Annotated in this window: 34 protein-coding genes; 19 read left to right on the forward strand and 15 right to left on the reverse strand. The window is 37.2% G+C overall.

Annotation, left to right across the window (positions count from 1 at the left end):
- Positions 1–2 precede the first annotated feature (2 nt).
- From LDL57_RS06200 to LDL57_RS06240, 10 genes are all read right to left on the reverse strand, one after another.
- On the reverse strand, positions 3–242 hold the full coding sequence (locus tag LDL57_RS06200) for a DNA ligase-like domain-containing protein (protein WP_225507289.1): 240 nt from the start codon (positions 240–242) through the stop codon (positions 3–5).
- Between the two features lie 2 nt (positions 243–244).
- The gene (locus LDL57_RS06205; RefSeq protein ID WP_225507291.1) at positions 245–544 is read right to left on the reverse strand and encodes a hypothetical protein; all 300 of its coding nucleotides are present in this window, start codon (positions 542–544) and stop codon (positions 245–247) included.
- Entirely contained in the window at positions 541–690 is a 150-nt protein-coding gene (locus tag LDL57_RS06210) for a hypothetical protein (protein ID WP_180558291.1), read from the reverse strand. Before LDL57_RS06210 ends, LDL57_RS06205 begins: the two co-directional genes overlap by 4 nt.
- A 9-nt stretch (positions 691–699) precedes the next feature.
- Positions 700–834, reverse strand: coding sequence for a hypothetical protein (locus tag LDL57_RS17730; protein WP_255498959.1), 135 nt, complete (start codon positions 832–834; stop codon positions 700–702).
- A 71-nt stretch (positions 835–905) separates the two neighbouring features.
- Complete coding sequence (locus LDL57_RS06215) at positions 906–1,190, reverse strand: hypothetical protein (protein WP_225505450.1); 285 nt, start codon at positions 1,188–1,190, stop codon at positions 906–908.
- A gap of 37 nt (positions 1,191–1,227) precedes the next feature.
- The gene (locus LDL57_RS06220; RefSeq protein WP_225507293.1) at positions 1,228–1,512 is read right to left on the reverse strand and encodes a hypothetical protein; all 285 of its coding nucleotides are present in this window, start codon (positions 1,510–1,512) and stop codon (positions 1,228–1,230) included.
- A gap of 15 nt (positions 1,513–1,527) precedes the next feature.
- Entirely contained in the window at positions 1,528–2,034 is a 507-nt protein-coding gene (locus tag LDL57_RS06225) for a pentapeptide repeat-containing protein (protein ID WP_225507295.1), read from the reverse strand.
- 294 nt (positions 2,035–2,328) lie between these two features.
- Entirely contained in the window at positions 2,329–2,850 is a 522-nt protein-coding gene (locus tag LDL57_RS06230; protein WP_180559260.1) for a beta clamp domain-containing protein, read from the reverse strand.
- A gap of 424 nt (positions 2,851–3,274) precedes the next feature.
- Positions 3,275–3,613: a hypothetical protein gene (locus LDL57_RS06235; protein ID WP_225507297.1), complete on the reverse strand. Its 339-nt coding sequence runs from the start codon at positions 3,611–3,613 to the stop codon at positions 3,275–3,277.
- Positions 3,614–4,064: 451 nt separating this feature from the next.
- Positions 4,065–4,772 (reverse strand): XRE family transcriptional regulator, encoded by a 708-nt coding sequence (locus LDL57_RS06240; protein ID WP_180559262.1) that lies wholly within the window; start codon positions 4,770–4,772, stop codon positions 4,065–4,067.
- 109 nt (positions 4,773–4,881) lie between these two features.
- On the opposite strand from LDL57_RS06240, the gene LDL57_RS06245 reads away from it, so the two are divergent.
- On the forward strand, positions 4,882–5,097 hold the full coding sequence (locus LDL57_RS06245) for a transcriptional regulator (protein WP_180559263.1): 216 nt from the start codon (positions 4,882–4,884) through the stop codon (positions 5,095–5,097).
- A gap of 134 nt (positions 5,098–5,231) precedes the next feature.
- Here the strand turns inward: LDL57_RS06245 and LDL57_RS06250 are convergent, their stop codons facing one another.
- Positions 5,232–5,540 carry a transcriptional antitermination N peptide gene (locus LDL57_RS06250; RefSeq protein ID WP_180559264.1) on the reverse strand — a complete coding sequence of 103 codons (309 nt, stop codon included), beginning with the start codon at positions 5,538–5,540 and terminating at the stop codon, positions 5,232–5,234.
- A 359-nt stretch (positions 5,541–5,899) separates the two neighbouring features.
- Positions 5,900–6,229: a helix-turn-helix domain-containing protein gene (locus tag LDL57_RS06255; RefSeq protein ID WP_233458132.1), complete on the reverse strand. Its 330-nt coding sequence runs from the start codon at positions 6,227–6,229 to the stop codon at positions 5,900–5,902.
- 168 nt (positions 6,230–6,397) lie between these two features.
- Here LDL57_RS06255 and LDL57_RS06260 point away from each other — a divergent pair, with 168 nt between their 5' ends.
- The 11 genes from LDL57_RS06260 (at position 6,398) to LDL57_RS06310 (ending at position 11,896) form a co-directional block, all read left to right on the forward strand.
- The gene (locus tag LDL57_RS06260; RefSeq protein ID WP_180559266.1) at positions 6,398–6,634 is read left to right on the forward strand and encodes a transcriptional regulator; all 237 of its coding nucleotides are present in this window, start codon (positions 6,398–6,400) and stop codon (positions 6,632–6,634) included.
- A gap of 175 nt (positions 6,635–6,809) precedes the next feature.
- Positions 6,810–7,085 carry a hypothetical protein gene (locus tag LDL57_RS06265; RefSeq protein ID WP_225507299.1) on the forward strand — a complete coding sequence of 92 codons (276 nt, stop codon included), beginning with the start codon at positions 6,810–6,812 and terminating at the stop codon, positions 7,083–7,085.
- Between the two features lie 93 nt (positions 7,086–7,178).
- Positions 7,179–7,352, forward strand: coding sequence for a hypothetical protein (locus LDL57_RS06270; protein WP_180559268.1), 174 nt, complete (start codon positions 7,179–7,181; stop codon positions 7,350–7,352).
- Positions 7,327–8,166, forward strand: coding sequence for a replication protein (locus LDL57_RS06275; RefSeq protein ID WP_225507301.1), 840 nt, complete (start codon positions 7,327–7,329; stop codon positions 8,164–8,166). The genes LDL57_RS06270 and LDL57_RS06275 overlap by 26 nt, the downstream gene beginning before the upstream one ends.
- Position 8,167: 1 nt before the next feature.
- Positions 8,168–9,541 (forward strand): replicative DNA helicase, encoded by a 1,374-nt coding sequence (locus LDL57_RS06280; protein WP_180560101.1) that lies wholly within the window; start codon positions 8,168–8,170, stop codon positions 9,539–9,541.
- Positions 9,542–9,555: 14 nt separating this feature from the next.
- On the forward strand, positions 9,556–9,801 hold the full coding sequence (locus LDL57_RS06285; protein WP_180560100.1) for a DUF1187 family protein: 246 nt from the start codon (positions 9,556–9,558) through the stop codon (positions 9,799–9,801).
- Positions 9,785–9,997: a DUF551 domain-containing protein gene (locus LDL57_RS06290; protein ID WP_180560099.1), complete on the forward strand. Its 213-nt coding sequence runs from the start codon at positions 9,785–9,787 to the stop codon at positions 9,995–9,997. The genes LDL57_RS06285 and LDL57_RS06290 overlap by 17 nt, the downstream gene beginning before the upstream one ends.
- 234 nt (positions 9,998–10,231) lie before the next feature.
- On the forward strand, positions 10,232–10,429 hold the full coding sequence (locus tag LDL57_RS06295) for a hypothetical protein (protein WP_180560098.1): 198 nt from the start codon (positions 10,232–10,234) through the stop codon (positions 10,427–10,429).
- Positions 10,419–10,862, forward strand: a complete 444-nt coding sequence (locus LDL57_RS06300; RefSeq protein WP_180560097.1) for a recombination protein NinB — start codon at positions 10,419–10,421, stop codon at positions 10,860–10,862. Before LDL57_RS06295 ends, LDL57_RS06300 begins: the two co-directional genes overlap by 11 nt.
- 70 nt (positions 10,863–10,932) lie before the next feature.
- Entirely contained in the window at positions 10,933–11,490 is a 558-nt protein-coding gene (locus LDL57_RS06305) for a recombination protein NinG (protein WP_180560096.1), read from the forward strand.
- 22 nt (positions 11,491–11,512) lie between these two features.
- Positions 11,513–11,896 carry an antiterminator Q family protein gene (locus LDL57_RS06310; protein WP_180560095.1) on the forward strand — a complete coding sequence of 128 codons (384 nt, stop codon included), beginning with the start codon at positions 11,513–11,515 and terminating at the stop codon, positions 11,894–11,896.
- A gap of 222 nt (positions 11,897–12,118) precedes the next feature.
- Here the strand turns inward: LDL57_RS06310 and LDL57_RS06315 are convergent, their stop codons facing one another.
- Positions 12,119–12,382: a hypothetical protein gene (locus tag LDL57_RS06315; RefSeq protein ID WP_225505424.1), complete on the reverse strand. Its 264-nt coding sequence runs from the start codon at positions 12,380–12,382 to the stop codon at positions 12,119–12,121.
- Positions 12,383–12,724: 342 nt separating this feature from the next.
- On the opposite strand from LDL57_RS06315, the gene LDL57_RS06320 reads away from it, so the two are divergent.
- Complete coding sequence (locus tag LDL57_RS06320) at positions 12,725–12,925, forward strand: hypothetical protein (RefSeq protein ID WP_180560093.1); 201 nt, start codon at positions 12,725–12,727, stop codon at positions 12,923–12,925.
- Here LDL57_RS06320 and LDL57_RS06325 read toward each other — a convergent pair.
- Positions 12,906–13,100: a hypothetical protein gene (locus tag LDL57_RS06325; RefSeq protein ID WP_180560092.1), complete on the reverse strand. Its 195-nt coding sequence runs from the start codon at positions 13,098–13,100 to the stop codon at positions 12,906–12,908. The genes LDL57_RS06320 and LDL57_RS06325 overlap by 20 nt on opposite strands.
- A 203-nt stretch (positions 13,101–13,303) precedes the next feature.
- Between LDL57_RS06325 and LDL57_RS06330 the strand changes: the two genes are divergently transcribed.
- The 4 genes from LDL57_RS06330 to lysC are packed head-to-tail and all read left to right on the forward strand — an operon-like array spanning position 13,304 to position 14,492.
- Complete coding sequence (locus LDL57_RS06330; protein ID WP_310740167.1) at positions 13,304–13,519, forward strand: phage holin family protein; 216 nt, start codon at positions 13,304–13,306, stop codon at positions 13,517–13,519.
- Positions 13,479–13,961 (forward strand): lysozyme, encoded by a 483-nt coding sequence (locus LDL57_RS06335; RefSeq protein WP_225507207.1) that lies wholly within the window; start codon positions 13,479–13,481, stop codon positions 13,959–13,961. The genes LDL57_RS06330 and LDL57_RS06335 overlap by 41 nt, the downstream gene beginning before the upstream one ends.
- Positions 13,931–14,311 (forward strand): DUF2570 family protein, encoded by a 381-nt coding sequence (locus LDL57_RS06340; RefSeq protein ID WP_180560409.1) that lies wholly within the window; start codon positions 13,931–13,933, stop codon positions 14,309–14,311. The genes LDL57_RS06335 and LDL57_RS06340 overlap by 31 nt, the downstream gene beginning before the upstream one ends.
- On the forward strand, positions 14,226–14,492 hold the full coding sequence (gene lysC / locus LDL57_RS18290; RefSeq protein WP_441293616.1) for an Rz1-like lysis system protein LysC: 267 nt from the start codon (positions 14,226–14,228) through the stop codon (positions 14,490–14,492). The genes LDL57_RS06340 and lysC overlap by 86 nt, the downstream gene beginning before the upstream one ends.
- Positions 14,493–14,588: 96 nt before the next feature.
- On the opposite strand, the gene LDL57_RS06350 is transcribed toward lysC, so the two are convergent.
- Positions 14,589–14,789, reverse strand: coding sequence for a hypothetical protein (locus LDL57_RS06350; protein ID WP_180560410.1), 201 nt, complete (start codon positions 14,787–14,789; stop codon positions 14,589–14,591).
- 422 nt (positions 14,790–15,211) lie between these two features.
- On the opposite strand from LDL57_RS06350, the gene LDL57_RS06355 reads away from it, so the two are divergent.
- Entirely contained in the window at positions 15,212–15,793 is a 582-nt protein-coding gene (locus LDL57_RS06355) for a BRO-N domain-containing protein (RefSeq protein WP_225507305.1), read from the forward strand.
- Positions 15,790–15,993 (forward strand): NUDIX hydrolase, encoded by a 204-nt coding sequence (locus tag LDL57_RS06360; RefSeq protein WP_180560412.1) that lies wholly within the window; start codon positions 15,790–15,792, stop codon positions 15,991–15,993. Before LDL57_RS06355 ends, LDL57_RS06360 begins: the two co-directional genes overlap by 4 nt.
- The last annotated feature ends 38 nt before the right edge of the window (positions 15,994–16,031 follow it).

Genomic DNA, 16,031 nt, shown 5'->3' on the forward strand with positions numbered 1-16,031 from the left:
AACTATCTTTTTTTTCGTAACTTGAGGCTTTTTTCGATAGCTTTCATGATGTATTGCCAACAGTCACTGACAAATATTGAGGTTGTGGCATCTTTTTGATCCCAATTTCGCCATTGAGTTGATTTAAACGGCAAAGGTTTTTTTAACGTTTGGATTAATAAAGTTTCTTCAGGGCTTAGATGTCTAAGGCTAGCGGATTTTCCTGTCCCTGACTCACCCAGTATTAGTGTTGCGGTCGCCATATCTAATCACCTCTTATTTTTCCACCTAACGGTCCATCTCTTAGTTCTTGATCAAGGAAAGGATTGTATTCTTTATTTTGAACATATATAGGATTGTAAGTATTTGGCGAGGATTGAATTATTAGTTTTTCAATCTCTTTTGCTTCTTTGTCATACATTTCCATTGCTAGACGCTTTTCTTTCATCGATGGCGACAATGGTTCTTTTCCTTGCCTGATTGCCTCCATCTGTTGTATTGCATAGGCAATAGCGTCTTCTTTTGATTGGCATCTCCTTTTATCCGTTAGCCTCGGCATTTTCATGTAAAATCTCCTCGAAAATCCTGCCAGCTAACAGGAACATTTTGTTGCCCCAGTACCTCACGTTGATGTTCATATTTGTAATGTTCCTTAAGCTCATTGCTTTTTCTTTGCTTCTTAACCAACTGAGTTAATTCAAATAAAGTCATGAGTTATTCCTATCTTGCTAACAATAAAACGAGGCTTGCCAACGCAATGATTAGCACGGTGGGGATAATTTTTAAGCTGTCTTTTTGGGCGAAGCTGTCACTATTTAAGACGTAGCGCAGCTCCTGCTGTTTAAGCTGGTTCATGTTTTTAGCTCCTGGTTAATTGAAGATTGAATTAAAAAATGGGTTTAGGCGGAAGGTTTTTCGATGGGTATTTAAGTGAACAGACACTCTTCAACTGTTTTGAGCGTGTTATTCCAGTCGATTCCATTCAAATCAACTTTAGCAACGAGTTCAGGTAGTTCGCTATCATCAGTTCCATCGTTTTCCCAACCAAAGCGAAAATCTTTTTTTATGGGTCTTTTTTTGAAAGACATCACGTCTCCCCATTCATCTGTTGCAATAAAGTGATGGTCTTCATTGATAGACATTTTAATACCAAAATAGAGTACAAATTTACGGTTAGCTGGAATAGCTAATTCGATGAGTTTCATGTTCATTATATTTTCCTTTAAGATTGAATTATTAAAATAAGCGTTAATTTAAGTTAAATTGATAAAAGAAAAAATTATTTCGCTTTTTGTCAATTTCACGGTATATCTTCATCAGTCTCCGGTTCTCTTTCTTAAGACGATCATTTTCATTTGTTAAGCACTGTATGATTGTCTTAAAAGTGCGTACTTCTCTGTCATCGTCATCACGAATATCAATACTGCTTAAGTATATTGAATCGCTCAAATCACGACTGCCATTAGTTACGCCAACCAGATTACCCATATTAGGGTGTTTTGCTGTTACAATGCGTGGATTGTCCAATCTCATCGTGTTTAATCCTTCTTATTGTGCCGTTTGGTTTAACCAGTCAGGGCGCTCACCTTTTCCCAGGTAAAAATCCAGTATATCCAGTAAGCGAGGGTAGAACTCAAGCGCTTTTCTGCCATCCATATTTGCGATGTCTTCTTTGCTAAATTGTCGCCACTTTTCTACCGAATGATGTTGACATCCTGCACGAAGATTTTCTCCATTTGTAATCATTATTGGATAGGGTTCACCCATAATAACGAATGTATCATGGGGTAAGTCAGCTCCACTTAGATTGGCTCCATGTAGGTTTGCTCCATGTAGGTTGGCTTCACTTAGGTTGGCTTCATGTAGATTGGCTCCACGTAGATTGGCTTCATATAGGTCTGCTCCACGTAGATTGGCTCCCCATAGGTCTGCTCCCTGTAGGTCTGCTCTAATTAAGTTGGCACCTCTTAGATTGGCTTTACGACCATTCTTGCCCATCGAATCTACCCAAAATTTCTGCTCATCAAGAATTTTTCTTAATTCATCGTTATTCATTTAATTACCTTCAGGTGAAAAAAAAGACCTAATTAGGTCTTATGCATGAGTTAGGACGTGTGCCCAAGTGCCTCTTGGTGTCCGATTACAGTCATCACGGACGGGTAAACGCAATCAAACTATATTTAGCTATTATAAGATAATTTATAGTCTTGACTGTCCCACGAGCGCATAGCCGCATTCACACATCCTTAAATTGATTAATTGCCTGAATGTTTAGCCACCTCAGGCGGCAGTGGTACACTTGGTGTTTCTCACAACAACCAAGAGGTAGAGTAATGAATGATTCATTAGCTAATTTCGATAGAAATTTACAATTTGAACTGCTTGAGTTAGCGGTGTACGATTACCCAGATGTTGTTGAAACAGAAAATATTTCTGATCATTTACGTTTAGTTGATAAATCCTGGCTACCTTCTGTATGTCTGCAAGATAACGCGCATCGAAGCCAATGATTGAAACAGGTTTATTTTCCTTGGGTATCACTTGCTCTATGTTCGGATATTTCCTGTCAATAACCTCACAGATTGCTGCACCAACACGTAACTCGTCTTCATCAAGATAGGTCACAATTCCATTTCGGGTATCAATTTGTGCCTTGTCAAAGCGAGTAACTTTTGCGCCTTTAATTGAAATTATCACGCTTTCATATAGCGATTCAGTCTCATGCTCGCCAATAAAAATTCGATAGCCGTCAGCAGCATACAGCTTTTTATCAGGGGCAAAACAAATGCCGTTTAGATAATATCTGACATCACATTTAGCCTGAAAAATCATTGCACTGAGAAGTGCTTTTTTACCGACCGTCAAAATCATTTTGATACCTTTAACAGTTAGCGGTGACTCCAAAATTTGATTTAGGGTTAGAATATAAAAAAACCGTTAGGTCTAGGTTTTTTCACTGGGTAAGAATTCAGTTGGTATTGATATTTAAGTCAATGGGATTGACACATCTAAGCTCACCGTTGGTGAGTTTATACGAGCTATTTTTTATACCTCCCGTACTCCCTATAGCCCTTTTAACCTTAATATTTCCTTGTTCAAGTTCGTTTAACCAACGATGTGCCGTGACTTCAAGTGGTTCATTTAGTGTTCCAATAATACAAGGAAGGTATCGCTCAATCTGTATCCATATGTTGCCACGCCGAGCAAAGAATTTTCCATTCTGTGTTGCATAATTTGTGCTATAAATTCTCGGAAATGCAAAAGTCATTTTAGTCGTTCCTTCTTCCGTTATTTATCAATTAGCAGTGATTCCGAAATACGATTTAGGTTTATTATTAAACCGTCTGGAAGTATACAAAGCTGCAATAGGAAGACAGCAGTTATTAAATGTGTCATACACTTTAGTAGGACGAATTGATATTGCTTTTTCTACACGATTAATCACTTTTCTTTTTAGTGAAAGGATAGGGCGTTTAGTGTTTGTTAGTGTTTGTTGCTGAGAGGGTTTACTTCGATTTAAGGCTGCTTTCAGTGCCATATTAAGTGCTTTGTTATATTCATAAGCTGCTTGCCTGGCTCTTCTACGCTCATTTCTACGACGACGAGCATTATCATAACCATGAAAGTTACACATATTACCTCCTGACAATAAGTTTTGGTGGTGTGTGATAGGGCTAACCAGTCAAATTTACAGCCATATTGGTAGTATCCTGGTGTTGGTTTCAACTTTATGGCTGTATTTTGGTTATTTTACACACCCCAAAACCGACTGTTTGGGTGTTTTGTGGTTACGCTTTTTCAGCGAAAGAGTGTTAAAGAGCGGTACTGCTTAACTGTCGTCACTTGCCTTCATGTTCATATGTCTCAGGCTGGCTACTTGGCAACGTCTGGCAAAGTTTCAGATAACTCATGGTATTGTCTGGCATTTGCCTGTTGCAGTGAGTTGATGAAGTTAATAATAACTATAGTTATATATACTGTCAATAGTTTTATGATATAAGTTATATAACTTTTTTTATTTGAAGATATTTAAGAGAATAAATAAAAAAATCCTCAATGAAGAGGATTTTGATTTGTAGGTATAATTAAATTAGCATAGCCACCCAAAATACTTTGCCAATTATATCTATTGAATCTATTGGTGCCACTTCATCAGGATACTCATTTCGATTGTAACTCCTGATAATGACTTCATTTTGAGACGATCTTATCAATTGCTTTACTCTTTTCCAACCATCTTGATTTATAGCATATACTTTTCCATCTATAATAATTTTATCGTTGCAATTGACGGATACGGTAGCGCCATCAGGAATTAATGGCTCCATGCTATTTCCTTTAATAGGAAAGCAAATTATACCACTTCCATCACTATTAGCATTAACTCGTCTAAGTGTAGATTTAGCAAATCTTAATTTAAATCCATTATAATCAGTTTCATTAAAACAACCATTACCGCAAGCAAATTCAATATCTTTTAAAAACGGTACTTCCACCTCATCATTGTCTAAGGGATCTTTACTATCCCATGTTGATACTTTAATCCATTCGTTTTCAGGAGGAATGTTGGAATCATCTACTGATGAATGCATACTTCCTTGCCCATGTATGAGCCATATCGGATTAATTTTTAATGCTAAAGCTAGATCAAATGCTTTTCTTGATGATTTAGCTTTTCCTGATATGAGTTTGGCTATAGCAGGTTGTGAAACTCCCACTATTTTGGCTAATTGCTCTTGTGACATACCAGCACCGTTAAGAGCAGCTTTTAAACGTTCGGCAAAAGTTTTCATATAAATATTATATAACTCCGGTTATTTCTTTTCAAAGAACCAAAGTTATTGATTTTTTGTATAACTTGGTTTATATATAGTTATAGCTTGAGGTTCTGAAGGATTTTTTATGAATCTTGTTATTAAGAAAGCTATTGGTATAGTTGGTGGTCAAAGAAAATTAGCCGAAATCTGTGGTGTCAGTCAACCAGCCGTTCATAAATGGCTGAAAGGTGAAAAAATCTCTCCTGAGAGAGTAATGACAATTGTTAATGCTACAGATGGCTTAATTAAGGCGTACGAACTTTGGCCTGATTTACCAATGCTATTCCCAATGAAGAAATAAACTAACCGCTCTTTAACAACCTGGCCTCCCTGAAATTGGGAGATTTATAAATTCCCAGCCCATCGGGAGGGAATACTATTATCTGAAACTTATGGAATTAAGTGTAGGATAAGATTGCTGCAAAGACTATCAAATCATTTTGTCTGTATGCTATTTGATTTGCGGTTTTTTGAGTATCTTCTCGCAGAATAGAGATAAGTATTCGGTAAGCAACAGTTATCAAATGAAGGCTGAGGCTTTTTGTCTTTTAGATTGAGAGTGAGTGATGCAATGGTATTAACGGTGTCATCCTGCTTGTTGAATATGGAATCAAGGATTTGCTCTGTAGAACGGATTTGGCATTTTTGTTCTGCTTCCTGACGTTTTTTAGCCAGAAATGCAGCTCTACGTTCATATCTACGTTGGGCGTAGTTAGTCCGTTTGATGACGGTAATCTGTGTCATTTTGACCTCCAAAGTAAGTTTTAGCTGTGATATAGCCACACCAAAACTCACTCAATGATGGTTGATTCAAGAGTGCCTGAATCCCTTCTAAGATGTTAAAGAGCAATAATGCTTAGTTACTGATGACTACACTTGCCTTCATGTTCATATGCCTCAGGCTGGCTACTTAGCAACGTCTGGCAAAGTTTCAGATAACTGGTGGTATTGTCTGGCGTTTGCCTGTTGCAGTGAGTTGATGAACAAAGTAAACCATAGATTTACTTTAAATGTCAATCTAAAATTTAATTATTGAGTTTTAGAAACAAAAAAACCGCCAAAATATGACGGTTACTTTAAAGGATAGGGTATTTTTACTTTGGTTAGCTTAATCTATTATTTTCGTCTTTATTTCTACGTTTAATATATTCTTCAACAAATTTATCTAATTCTTTAAGCCTCAATTTAAAAGCAGAAATCATGGTTTCTTGTTCATTTAGAGGTAATTGATTAAAAATATCTAATAGTTCTTTTTCATTTTGGCGTAATCCCTGTCGTTCATCAACTTCTTCTCCATATAACCATTCTAGGGAAACGCCAGCAGCTTCAGCTATTGATATAGCTGAATTTCTACTTATATTGCCCTTTACGAACCATGAATTTACGGCTTGTCTGCTTACTCCTGCTATTTTAGCCATTTCAGATTTAGACATGCCTCTATCATTTAATTCTGTAAGTCTCCGAACTAAAGGAGATTCTGATATTTTTCTTGTATTCATGAATAGCATTGTAAACTTTAACTTTATATTATCAATAAATTAAAAATTGACTTAATATGTAAGTCTATGCTTTACTATATTTACCTAAATAAGGAGATTTACATGACAGCGCTTGAAATTGCCATAAAAAAAGCAGGATCTGTTAGAAAGCTTGGGGCAATGATCGGAGTTTCTGGAATGGCTGTTAGCAGTTGGAGAACTAAGTACCAAGGTATAGTTCCTGCAAAAAGGGTAATTCCCATACATTATGCTACAGGGGTTCTTCCCCATGAACTTCGTCCAGATCTTTACCCAAACCCAACAGATGGTATCCCTGCTGATAAGCAAAATACTCTCTGAATAACACTGTTCTTTAACATTTTGACTCGCTCTAGGCTTTCTTGGAGCCACCACAACCTCATAGGAATATTGAGGTAGGGAATTTTATTACTTTAGGATTATAACCATGGAATATTCAAATACTATCAAAATCACTTGCAAACCAGAGCATCTAGAATCTTACTTCTACCAGAAGATGGCATCAGAAGGGGGTAATAACGGGTTTGCCAAATCACTAGGAATTCACCCATCAACAGCGAGTCGGGATAAAACCAGAATATTTAAATTAGCCTGTCAGGTAGTTTCAGAATACGGCTTGCCTAAGCATGTGGTGAGTGTGCCTAATTCATCGACGCAGGGAGTGGTCATCACAAATATCTCAGGTGAAGAGATACGTAAGCTGATAGATATGCTGGAACATTTGAGATTGCCAAAAAAAGAAGCTCCAGAGTTACAAAACAATGGAGCCTGAAAACATCATATCCAACTTTAAGTTTGGGTTACCTTTCAAGGAGAAGGGAAACGGCAGTTTTCCCTTTTTTCTTTCAATTTCAGCGAGGTCATTATGGCAAATAAACGCCGATTTATCAATAAAAATTATGAAGAAAAAGCCCATCCAGATAGTCCTGATGGGCTATTGGTTGCTGCTTCAAAAAATAAGCGTTTCGCACATCGGTTTGTAGCAGAATTCAGAAAGTTACAAGGAGTTAAAAATGGCTGCAACAGTCACCAGTCTTGATGATTACAGAGTTAAAAAGGAAGTCAGGGAGAATGCCGTGGCTGAGATTGAAAATGGGTATACCCAAATACCGGATGATATTCTTGATGCAATCATGTTAGCTAATTTAACAAAGCATCAATTAAATATTGTGTTAGCTGTATGGAGAAAAACCTATGGTTATCACAAGGAGTTGGACTGGATTAGTAATACTCAGTTCGAAAAGATGACAAAAATAGATTCGACAAAATGCTCTACCGCTAAGAATCAACTTATCAAGATGAAAATCCTTGTTCAGGAAGGGAGAAAAGTTGGTATTAACAAGAAGTTATCTGAGTGGGAAACGGATATTTACCGAAACAGTAAAAGCTTTACTAAAACGGTAAAGAAAAGTTTTACCGAAACAGTAAAAAGGGTTTTACCGAAACAGTCAAACACAAAAGATAATATTACAAAAGATATAAAATATAATAATACACCCCTTACCCCTCACGAGGTGAAAGGGGAAGGATTGGCTAGACCTGAAAAGCGAAAACCCCAAACACTGAACTACAACGATTATCTGGTTGCCTACAACGAGGAAGTGGGTGACAGACTACCCCACGCTGTTGAAGCCAATCCCAAGCGTAAAACCCGTTTGAAGAAAATTGTTGGCTTACTGGCTAATCCAAACCTAGATGGCTGGCGAGCCTACGTGAGAGCATTCGTTGGCATGGCAAAGCCGTTTTACTTTGGTGAGAACAACACGGGCTGGACAGCGGATATTGATTACCTGCTGAGAGAAACCACGCTAACAGGCGTTCGTGAAGGGAAGTTTGCCGATAGGGGGTATTAACATGGTCAACTATCAACTTGAGGCAAGCGTGATAGGGGGTTTGCTGATTTCAGGTTTAACGCCAGACGCCAGTGATGTATTGTCTACGCTTGAGCCTAATGCTTTTTCCTCCCATTTCTGTCGTGAAATCTACAAAATAATTCAATGCCAGGCTAAAACCAGAAGCATGATTGATATGGTGATGGTGGCTGAACAGATGGGAAAGGGTAATTTTATTCAGGTTATGTCGATGGCTAAAGATTGCCCGAGTGCAGCCAATTTGAAAGGTTATGCAAAAATGGTTGCTGAGAATTATCAACGACGGGAATTTTTAGCGATGATAAATTCGGTCAAGGATGTTGTTGCTAATGGGTCTATCCAGTCAGCCACGCAGGCTATTGATGATTTTTTGTCGAAAGCGACAAAATTGCGAACTTCGAAAGAAGAAATCAAGCCTGTAAATTTGAAGGAACTTATTAGTGATTACACCGAGTTACTGGAAAATCGTCTACAAAACGGTGAACAGTCAAGCGCCTTAAAAACAGGTATAAGTGAGCTGGATGAGATAACGGGAGGTATTAATCCGGTGGATTTAGTGATTGTTGCTGCCAGACCGGGTATGGGGAAAACCGAATTTGCATTGAAGATTGCCAGAAGTGTTGCCAGTCAGGAAATCAGGGACATAAATCAGCGGCGTGGCGTGCTTATTTTTTCAATGGAAATGGATTCAGGCCAAATCATTGAAAGACAGATTGCCCAGGCGTCAAATCTCCCCGTTTCAATGTTGAGAAATCCCTCACGATTAGAGCAGGAACACTGGAATAAGATAACTGGTGCGATTGGTTTGTTGCATGATTTAGATGTATGGATAGTGGATGCAAGTAAACTTACTGTTGAGCAGATAGCCTCTGTTGCCACCAGACAAAAAAAAGAATATCCCCAACTGTCGTTAATCATGGTTGATTACCTCGGATTAATTGATAAACCGAGAGCTGAACGAAATGACCTTGCGATAGCGCATATTTCCGCGAATTTGAAACGGCTGGCAAAAACATTAAAAACGCCCGTAATCTCATTGAGCCAGTTATCAAGAGAGGTTGAAAAGCGGACAAACAAGCGCCCAGTTAACGCTGATTTACGGGATTCTGGCAACGTTGAGCAAGATGCAGACAGCATTATCATGCTGTATCGTGACGGGGTTTATAACGAAAATTCACCCTCAGCGAAGTATGCTGAAATTATTGTAACCAAAAATCGATTTGGCAAAACGGGTACGGTTTATCAGGAGTTTAAAAACGGTCATTTTATCGATACCAATCAACAGGAAGCAGGAGCAATCTCACAATCATCTCATCAACAAAGTTTAAGGCGCTACGCTCAAGGCGCAACGATTTAATCAGGACCCCCCCAATGAAATACCAAATTGAAGCAACCCTTGTTAAGGATGGCGGCGAACCTGTGCATTGGCAGCGCTTTAGCGACAGAGCACTATCAGAAAAAGATTGCCTGAAAATGTTATCCCAGCCGTCCATGTTCAAAATGCAATTTAGCGAGATAGGTTACTACTGGACTGCTATCAATGTAAAAGCTGGAAAGCAAGCTCAAATCAAGTTGATAAATTTTATCTGTAAGGAGATTAATGATGAAGTGGATTAAATGTGAAGAACGATTGCCATTAGTAGACGAACTGGTTTTAATTTGTAAGCGTTGTAATGATGACTTTGAAATTGAAGTTGGCTGGCGAGAGAATGAGAATAGTACTTTCATTTATCATTGTAATAAAGATGAAAAATTAACTTTCGAGCCGGATTATTGGATGCCATTACCTGAGCCTCCTAAGGAAGACTGGTAATGCATGAAATAATTAACTTTATTTACAGAATTAGCATGAATCTATTTTGCTTTTTAGGTGTTGCGATGTCGGTGATAATGTTAACTATCACAACTGACAGCAGTACGTGGCTTATTAATTCTTTGAGGTTTTTGTCAGTAGTGGCTGTTACATCTTTAGCTATCTCAATGATATATTTATTTTTTGTCTTGTTTAACGATATTTTCTTGAAATAAAGATAACAGGAGGTGCATTTTGAAGATAAATCGTGAAATTTATTATGTTGACGAAAAATTTAAAACAGACAAAAGGTTTTGGATAGTAAAATTTGAGACTGATTATATTACTGAACATTATATTTTTCGTTTAAAGCCCACCAAAAAACAGGTTAGAGCAAGTAGAAAGGTTTTTAATAAATTAAATAAGTGGATGAAGGAGGAATATGGAGGATAATATAATCCTTCACGAATCAACTAAACAAAACGTCTGGCAAACCTTAAAAGCAGCTCTAGCAACAAATAAACCTCATCGTCTCATTATCAAGCCTTACCGTAAAACCCGTTCATTATCGCAAAATTCACTTTTTCATTTGTGGTGTGCAGAGTTAAGTAAGTATTTGTGTGCTAACAACGCTAACTTTACCGCAGAGCAGGTGAAAGAAATGTTGAAACATACATTCTTAGGTTATGAAGTTGTAGAGCGTATCGATGTGACCACACAGCAGCCAGAGCGCGTCAGAACGCTCAGGAGGACATCAAAACTTGATACGGGGGAAATGCATGTCTTTATGCAAAAAGTGGAATGTTGGGCGATTGGCATACGTTGTTTTGTGACGATACCTGATAACTCTCAATACATGAAACTTAAGAGAGAGCAAGATGGATAATTGGCTAATTTTTCTTATCATCTTTGTTATCATTTTTTGGTTATTAATCGCATTCGGAAACTTATAAAATATGAACTCAGCTAAAAAGCTGAGGCCGAAAATCTGTAAAATCTGCAAGAATAAATTCACTTCTCAAAAATCACTTCAACTTGTTTGCAATCATCAATGCGCAATTCAATATGCACGTCAACATCTAGATAAGTTAGCTAAAAAGCGAGTTATCGAAGAAAGACGTCAATTAAAGCAAAGAAAGACAGCATTAAAACCGCTGTCGCATTGGCTGTGCATGACGCAAAGAGTATTTAACGATTATATTCGAGAAAGAGATAAAAACGAGGGATGTATTAGCTGTGGCAGTAAAACAGCAATTAGTTATCATGCGGGTCATTACAAAACAACAGCCTCAGCTTCACAAATACGCTTTAATGAAAATAATTGTCATAAGCAATGTTCTGCATGTAATACACATAAATCAGGCGCTATATCTGAATATAGAATAGGTTTAATTAATAAAATAGGAATTAATAAAGTAATAGAATTAGAAAATAATAACGAAATAATTAAATACACGCCTGAAATATTAAAAGAAATTCGCAATAAATATAGAAAGAAAATAAAAGAACTTTGATATAATGTATTGGAGAATATTAATGCGAGACATACAGCAAGTACTTGAAAGATGGGGGGCATGGGTTGCTGATAATCCCTACGATGTAGCCTGGTCTCACATAGCAGCTGGTTTTAAAGGCGTGATACCAAAGAAAATAAAATCTAGGCCGCAATGCTGTGAAGATGACGCAATGATAATCTCCAGCTGTGTAGCAAAACTAAATAAAAATAATCGCGATATTCATGATTTATTATTTGAGTATTATGTTTTTGGAAAAACTTTTATTCAGCTAGCTCGACAATATAGTTGCTCAGATACACATATTGGTAAAAAATTACAAAAAGCGGAAGGGGTAATTGAGGGAATGTTGATGATGCTTAATATTAATTTAGAGATGGATAAATTTGTTCAAAGAATTAAATAAATAACTTTACGATCGTAAAAATAATGATATTGTGATAGTGTCTGTGTTTATAAAGACAATTTAGACACGAAATAAAATTAATTATCGATTCTTTTTGACTTGTGTTGTCACCCAAATAGTTATATCTTGTTGGTGCACTACTTTTTTTGTGAATTCGCACGATCCATACGGTAAATAAGCCAGTAGTGCATAGCCCCACGTGAAAGCGTGGGGTTTTACTTTTTATGCTATTTTGAAAACGGATTGATAGCCGTGATTATATGACTCAAAAGCATCTTTATGACGAACAGCGCCAGCTTGACTATCTGAAATTTGAGTTAAAACTGAGTCGTCATAAGCTTTTTGCGCTCCAGTAAGCGCATGGTGACGACCTAATTCATAGGCGCATCCCGCACATTTATGACGACTATTTTGACCTTGATTATTAGAAAGAGATGTAAATAACTGGTTGTAGCGATGAGGCTTTTGACAAATATTCTTATTCATTAAAATCAGTCCTGTATATAAACAGGGCTTTACACAGATCACCAAGTGAAATAAACTAAATGCGTGATCACATGTAAAACCTTGTCGTTTTATCTTCCGTCCCTGATAGTTGTCGCTATCAGGGATTCCTATATATAGTATTTAGTATTCAAAACATATACTATATGTCGTTATTATATTCTTGAGCAAAAAAAGATCAACGAAAAGATCGACTTACGAAGAAACACCCCTTGTTGATGGTGGGGCTTTTCGTTTACGCCGCCGCAAAACTGACAGATCGAATAATTAAAACCAGTAACGCGGTTGGCTCCCTGTTCAATGGTTAAACATGAGATAAAAAATATGGACGAACGTATAGAAGTATTAGAAAGTAGAATTGGTGAATTGGAAAAACAGTTCACAAAGATGAATAATGTGAACTGCTGTACTAAATCAGAAGATAGTGTGGATGCTATTTTTCAAAATGCTTTAGATTTAACGCATGTAAAAAATGCAACGTCTAATTTTAAAACAAATTGTAAAGTTACTTATCAACGAGTTTAAAATTGTCGAGCATATTTTTCACTACGCTGTTTTCAATATGTGCAGATATTTCATTAACCATCTCTTTACGTTGATTTTCTGGCAGCTTATAAAATAAATTAGTAATAATCATCTTTAATACATTAATTTCATTAAGTAATGCTTCAGGAGAACCGATGTTAGTTGTATATTTCATTTCAACAAGCAAGTTTTTTGATATTTCTGCATTCTATTTCCTCAATAATTTTTAGTGATTAGCCATTAACTAAAATTAATAGCTGAATAAATTTTATCAAATTGACAATTTAAATGCTGAGCAAAATTAGGTCTTGGCACAAAAAATCTTTCAACTCATCATTATTCAAAGCAATGGAACCCTCAACGGCAGGGTATATGCACATGTCTGAAAAATACTCAACTCCCACAGCCTATCTCTGGGGCATTATGACCACTATTTTGGGTTTCTTCACTCTTGAGCAGTGGGTAGCCGTAGTAGGCATTGTCTGCACGATAGGGACATTTTTAATCAACGTGTACTACCGCAAAAAGGAGTACAAACTTAAGGAGCGTCAATATGAAAATACCGAAAAAAATATTGATGGCAACAGGCGGTAGTGCATTGCTTTTAGCGTCAAGCATGATAACCCATTTCGAAGGGCTGAGACTTAAGCCCTATTTCGATGGTGGCGGTGTGCTTTCTGTTTGTTACGGTCACACAGGTAACGATATTCACCGTAACCGGACTTACACACAAGAAGATTGTGATAAGTGGCTTGATGACGATTTGAAGGTGGTTAAACGGTATGTTGACCCGCTGGTCAAGGTCAATATCAACACACTGACTCAAGCAGCGCTTTATTCATTTTCTTACAACGTGGGTGTGGGAAATTTTGCCAAATCGACATTACTCAAAAAGCTCAACGCTGATGACCGAAAAGGCGCTTGTGAAGAAATGAAACGCTGGGTTTATGTCGATGGCAGAAAGTGGAAAGGATTAATGACCCGTCGGGAAATAGAGAGCGTAATATGTTATGGAGACCTTACGCATTTGGCGTAGTGATTATTGTGGGGTTAATCGTCTGGGCGTCTTGGTTGTTGACATCCTTAAACGAAGTCAAGGCATTAAATAAAAACCTCACCGTTGACCTCAATAAACAGATAGCCATCACCACTAATGCTTTTCAGTCAATGAAGGTAATCAATGATATTGCACGAATTAATAGTGAGACCCGTCAGCGTAAAGCAGTTGACTCTCAGGCAACACAAGCAGCAATTAAAACGCATGTCGTCCATCAGGATTGTGCCAATCGCATTATTCCTCATGGGGCTATTGTCGAGTTGCAGCAGCACACGAAACGAATACGTTCAGACGCCTCACATTCCGATACCCCCTTACCTACTCGCTGATTGCTTACCGCCAGCCATCACAGATATGATGACATGGCGTGATAGTCTGGTACTCAATGAGCAGTTACTGACAGTGATTGAGCTGTGTAATCTTGACAAACAGGCGATAAGGCGAATTGAAGAAAGTAGTTATAAAAATTTAAATGATATGATTGAGCCACCCCACAATTTAGTGAGATAGCTCAACAAGATTATTTCGCCTTGGAAAATATTGGTTAAAAACTAAAAGCAGATAAATCTTCTGCAAGAAAATATTAAAAACGAATATTACCAGTTTTTATCTTGGACAAATAAGCTGCACTTCTCCATCTGGCTGGATGAAATGACCTAATGCTTCAGTTTTTCCAAACTGAGTATCACAAAAATATTTTGGTTCATTTTTAGTTTGGGACTGCTCTTGGTTATTTTCTTGAGCTAATGCGGTTAAGCATGTAGATAGAATAGAACAAATAATTATTGATTTTGATAATAGTCTCATTTGTAACTCCTATTTGGTTAATGAAATAATATTCAAAGTATCGTTCAGATATTAAATATTTCAACTAATTTTCGTTACTGCGCCCTCACTGCGCATTAATCAAACACAGAACCTAACAGAAAGTCGAGCCTGAGAATTGCCGTTTAAAATGGTACTTTTCTGTGGGCGGCTTTTCTGTGTGAGCAGGCTCGACTTTCTGTAAGGAAAAGTACGATGAAAGCAGTAACAACTATGAGCAATGTTAAAATCTATTAATTAACAATTTTAAAACTTACCACCCAGCGTACCACATGCGCAACTAATCCAAACATCGAACCCGTTATTTAGGAATGAGCCTTTGAGGTAATCAGTTTTGCTGATGTCACTTCGATGGGCTGATTTCCTATGTGGCAAAGGTTCATTACCTAAGTAAGGAAGACATCATGGATCATGTATTAACATTTAAAACACACAATATTGCTCCCTTTAATAACGGTGACGGGAAAATCTGGTTCACTAATAAACAACTATCTATCTTACTGGAATACAAGGACGAATCTTCTATTACTCGCATTTTTAACAGGAATAAAGATGAGTTTACAAATGAGATGTCAAGGACGGTCAATTTGACCGAGACTAATAAAAACAATGAGTTACGCTATAAAAAAATAAGAATTTATTCAGTTCGTGGTGCTCATCTAATCGGAATGTTATCTAAAACCAAAGTTGCTAAAGCACTGCGTAAGTGGTTACTGGATTTAGCGGAAAAAGAAAGCCACCCAGCAAATCTTGCTCTGTTAGATATGGAAGGATTGAAATCATTAACGATTGGCGAAATGCAAAACAGGTTGGTTGCTGCAAATAAATGGTCGTTTGACAATTTTGGTAGAAAGGGAAGCGACTTAATGAACCTACGTAAGCGTCATCTGAATAAGATACGTAAAGCAGAAAAAACAATTATGGCACTTTCTCAATTAAGACTACCAGGATTTGATGATACGCCAAATGGAGAAAGTCAAGCATGACTCCTGAACAATTCATTGAGACGAATGTCAAGGCCGAGTTAATGAAGCTTGGTTTTTCTCTATCTGTAGCCAGTTTAGCAACAAATGAAGCTATTAGATACTATCGACAATCTAAATCAACACAACGCGGTAAAATGATGGCCAACTGTCTTGATGTAGCTAAACAGTGGGTGGGAAGAAATTCAGTAAAACAGTGGTAGATTTGTGATGAACCTCTTCAAAGTAAGAATAGTTATGA

This window comes from Arsenophonus apicola (assembly GCF_020268605.1).
GTDB classification, from domain to species: domain Bacteria; phylum Pseudomonadota; class Gammaproteobacteria; order Enterobacterales; family Enterobacteriaceae; genus Arsenophonus; species Arsenophonus apicola.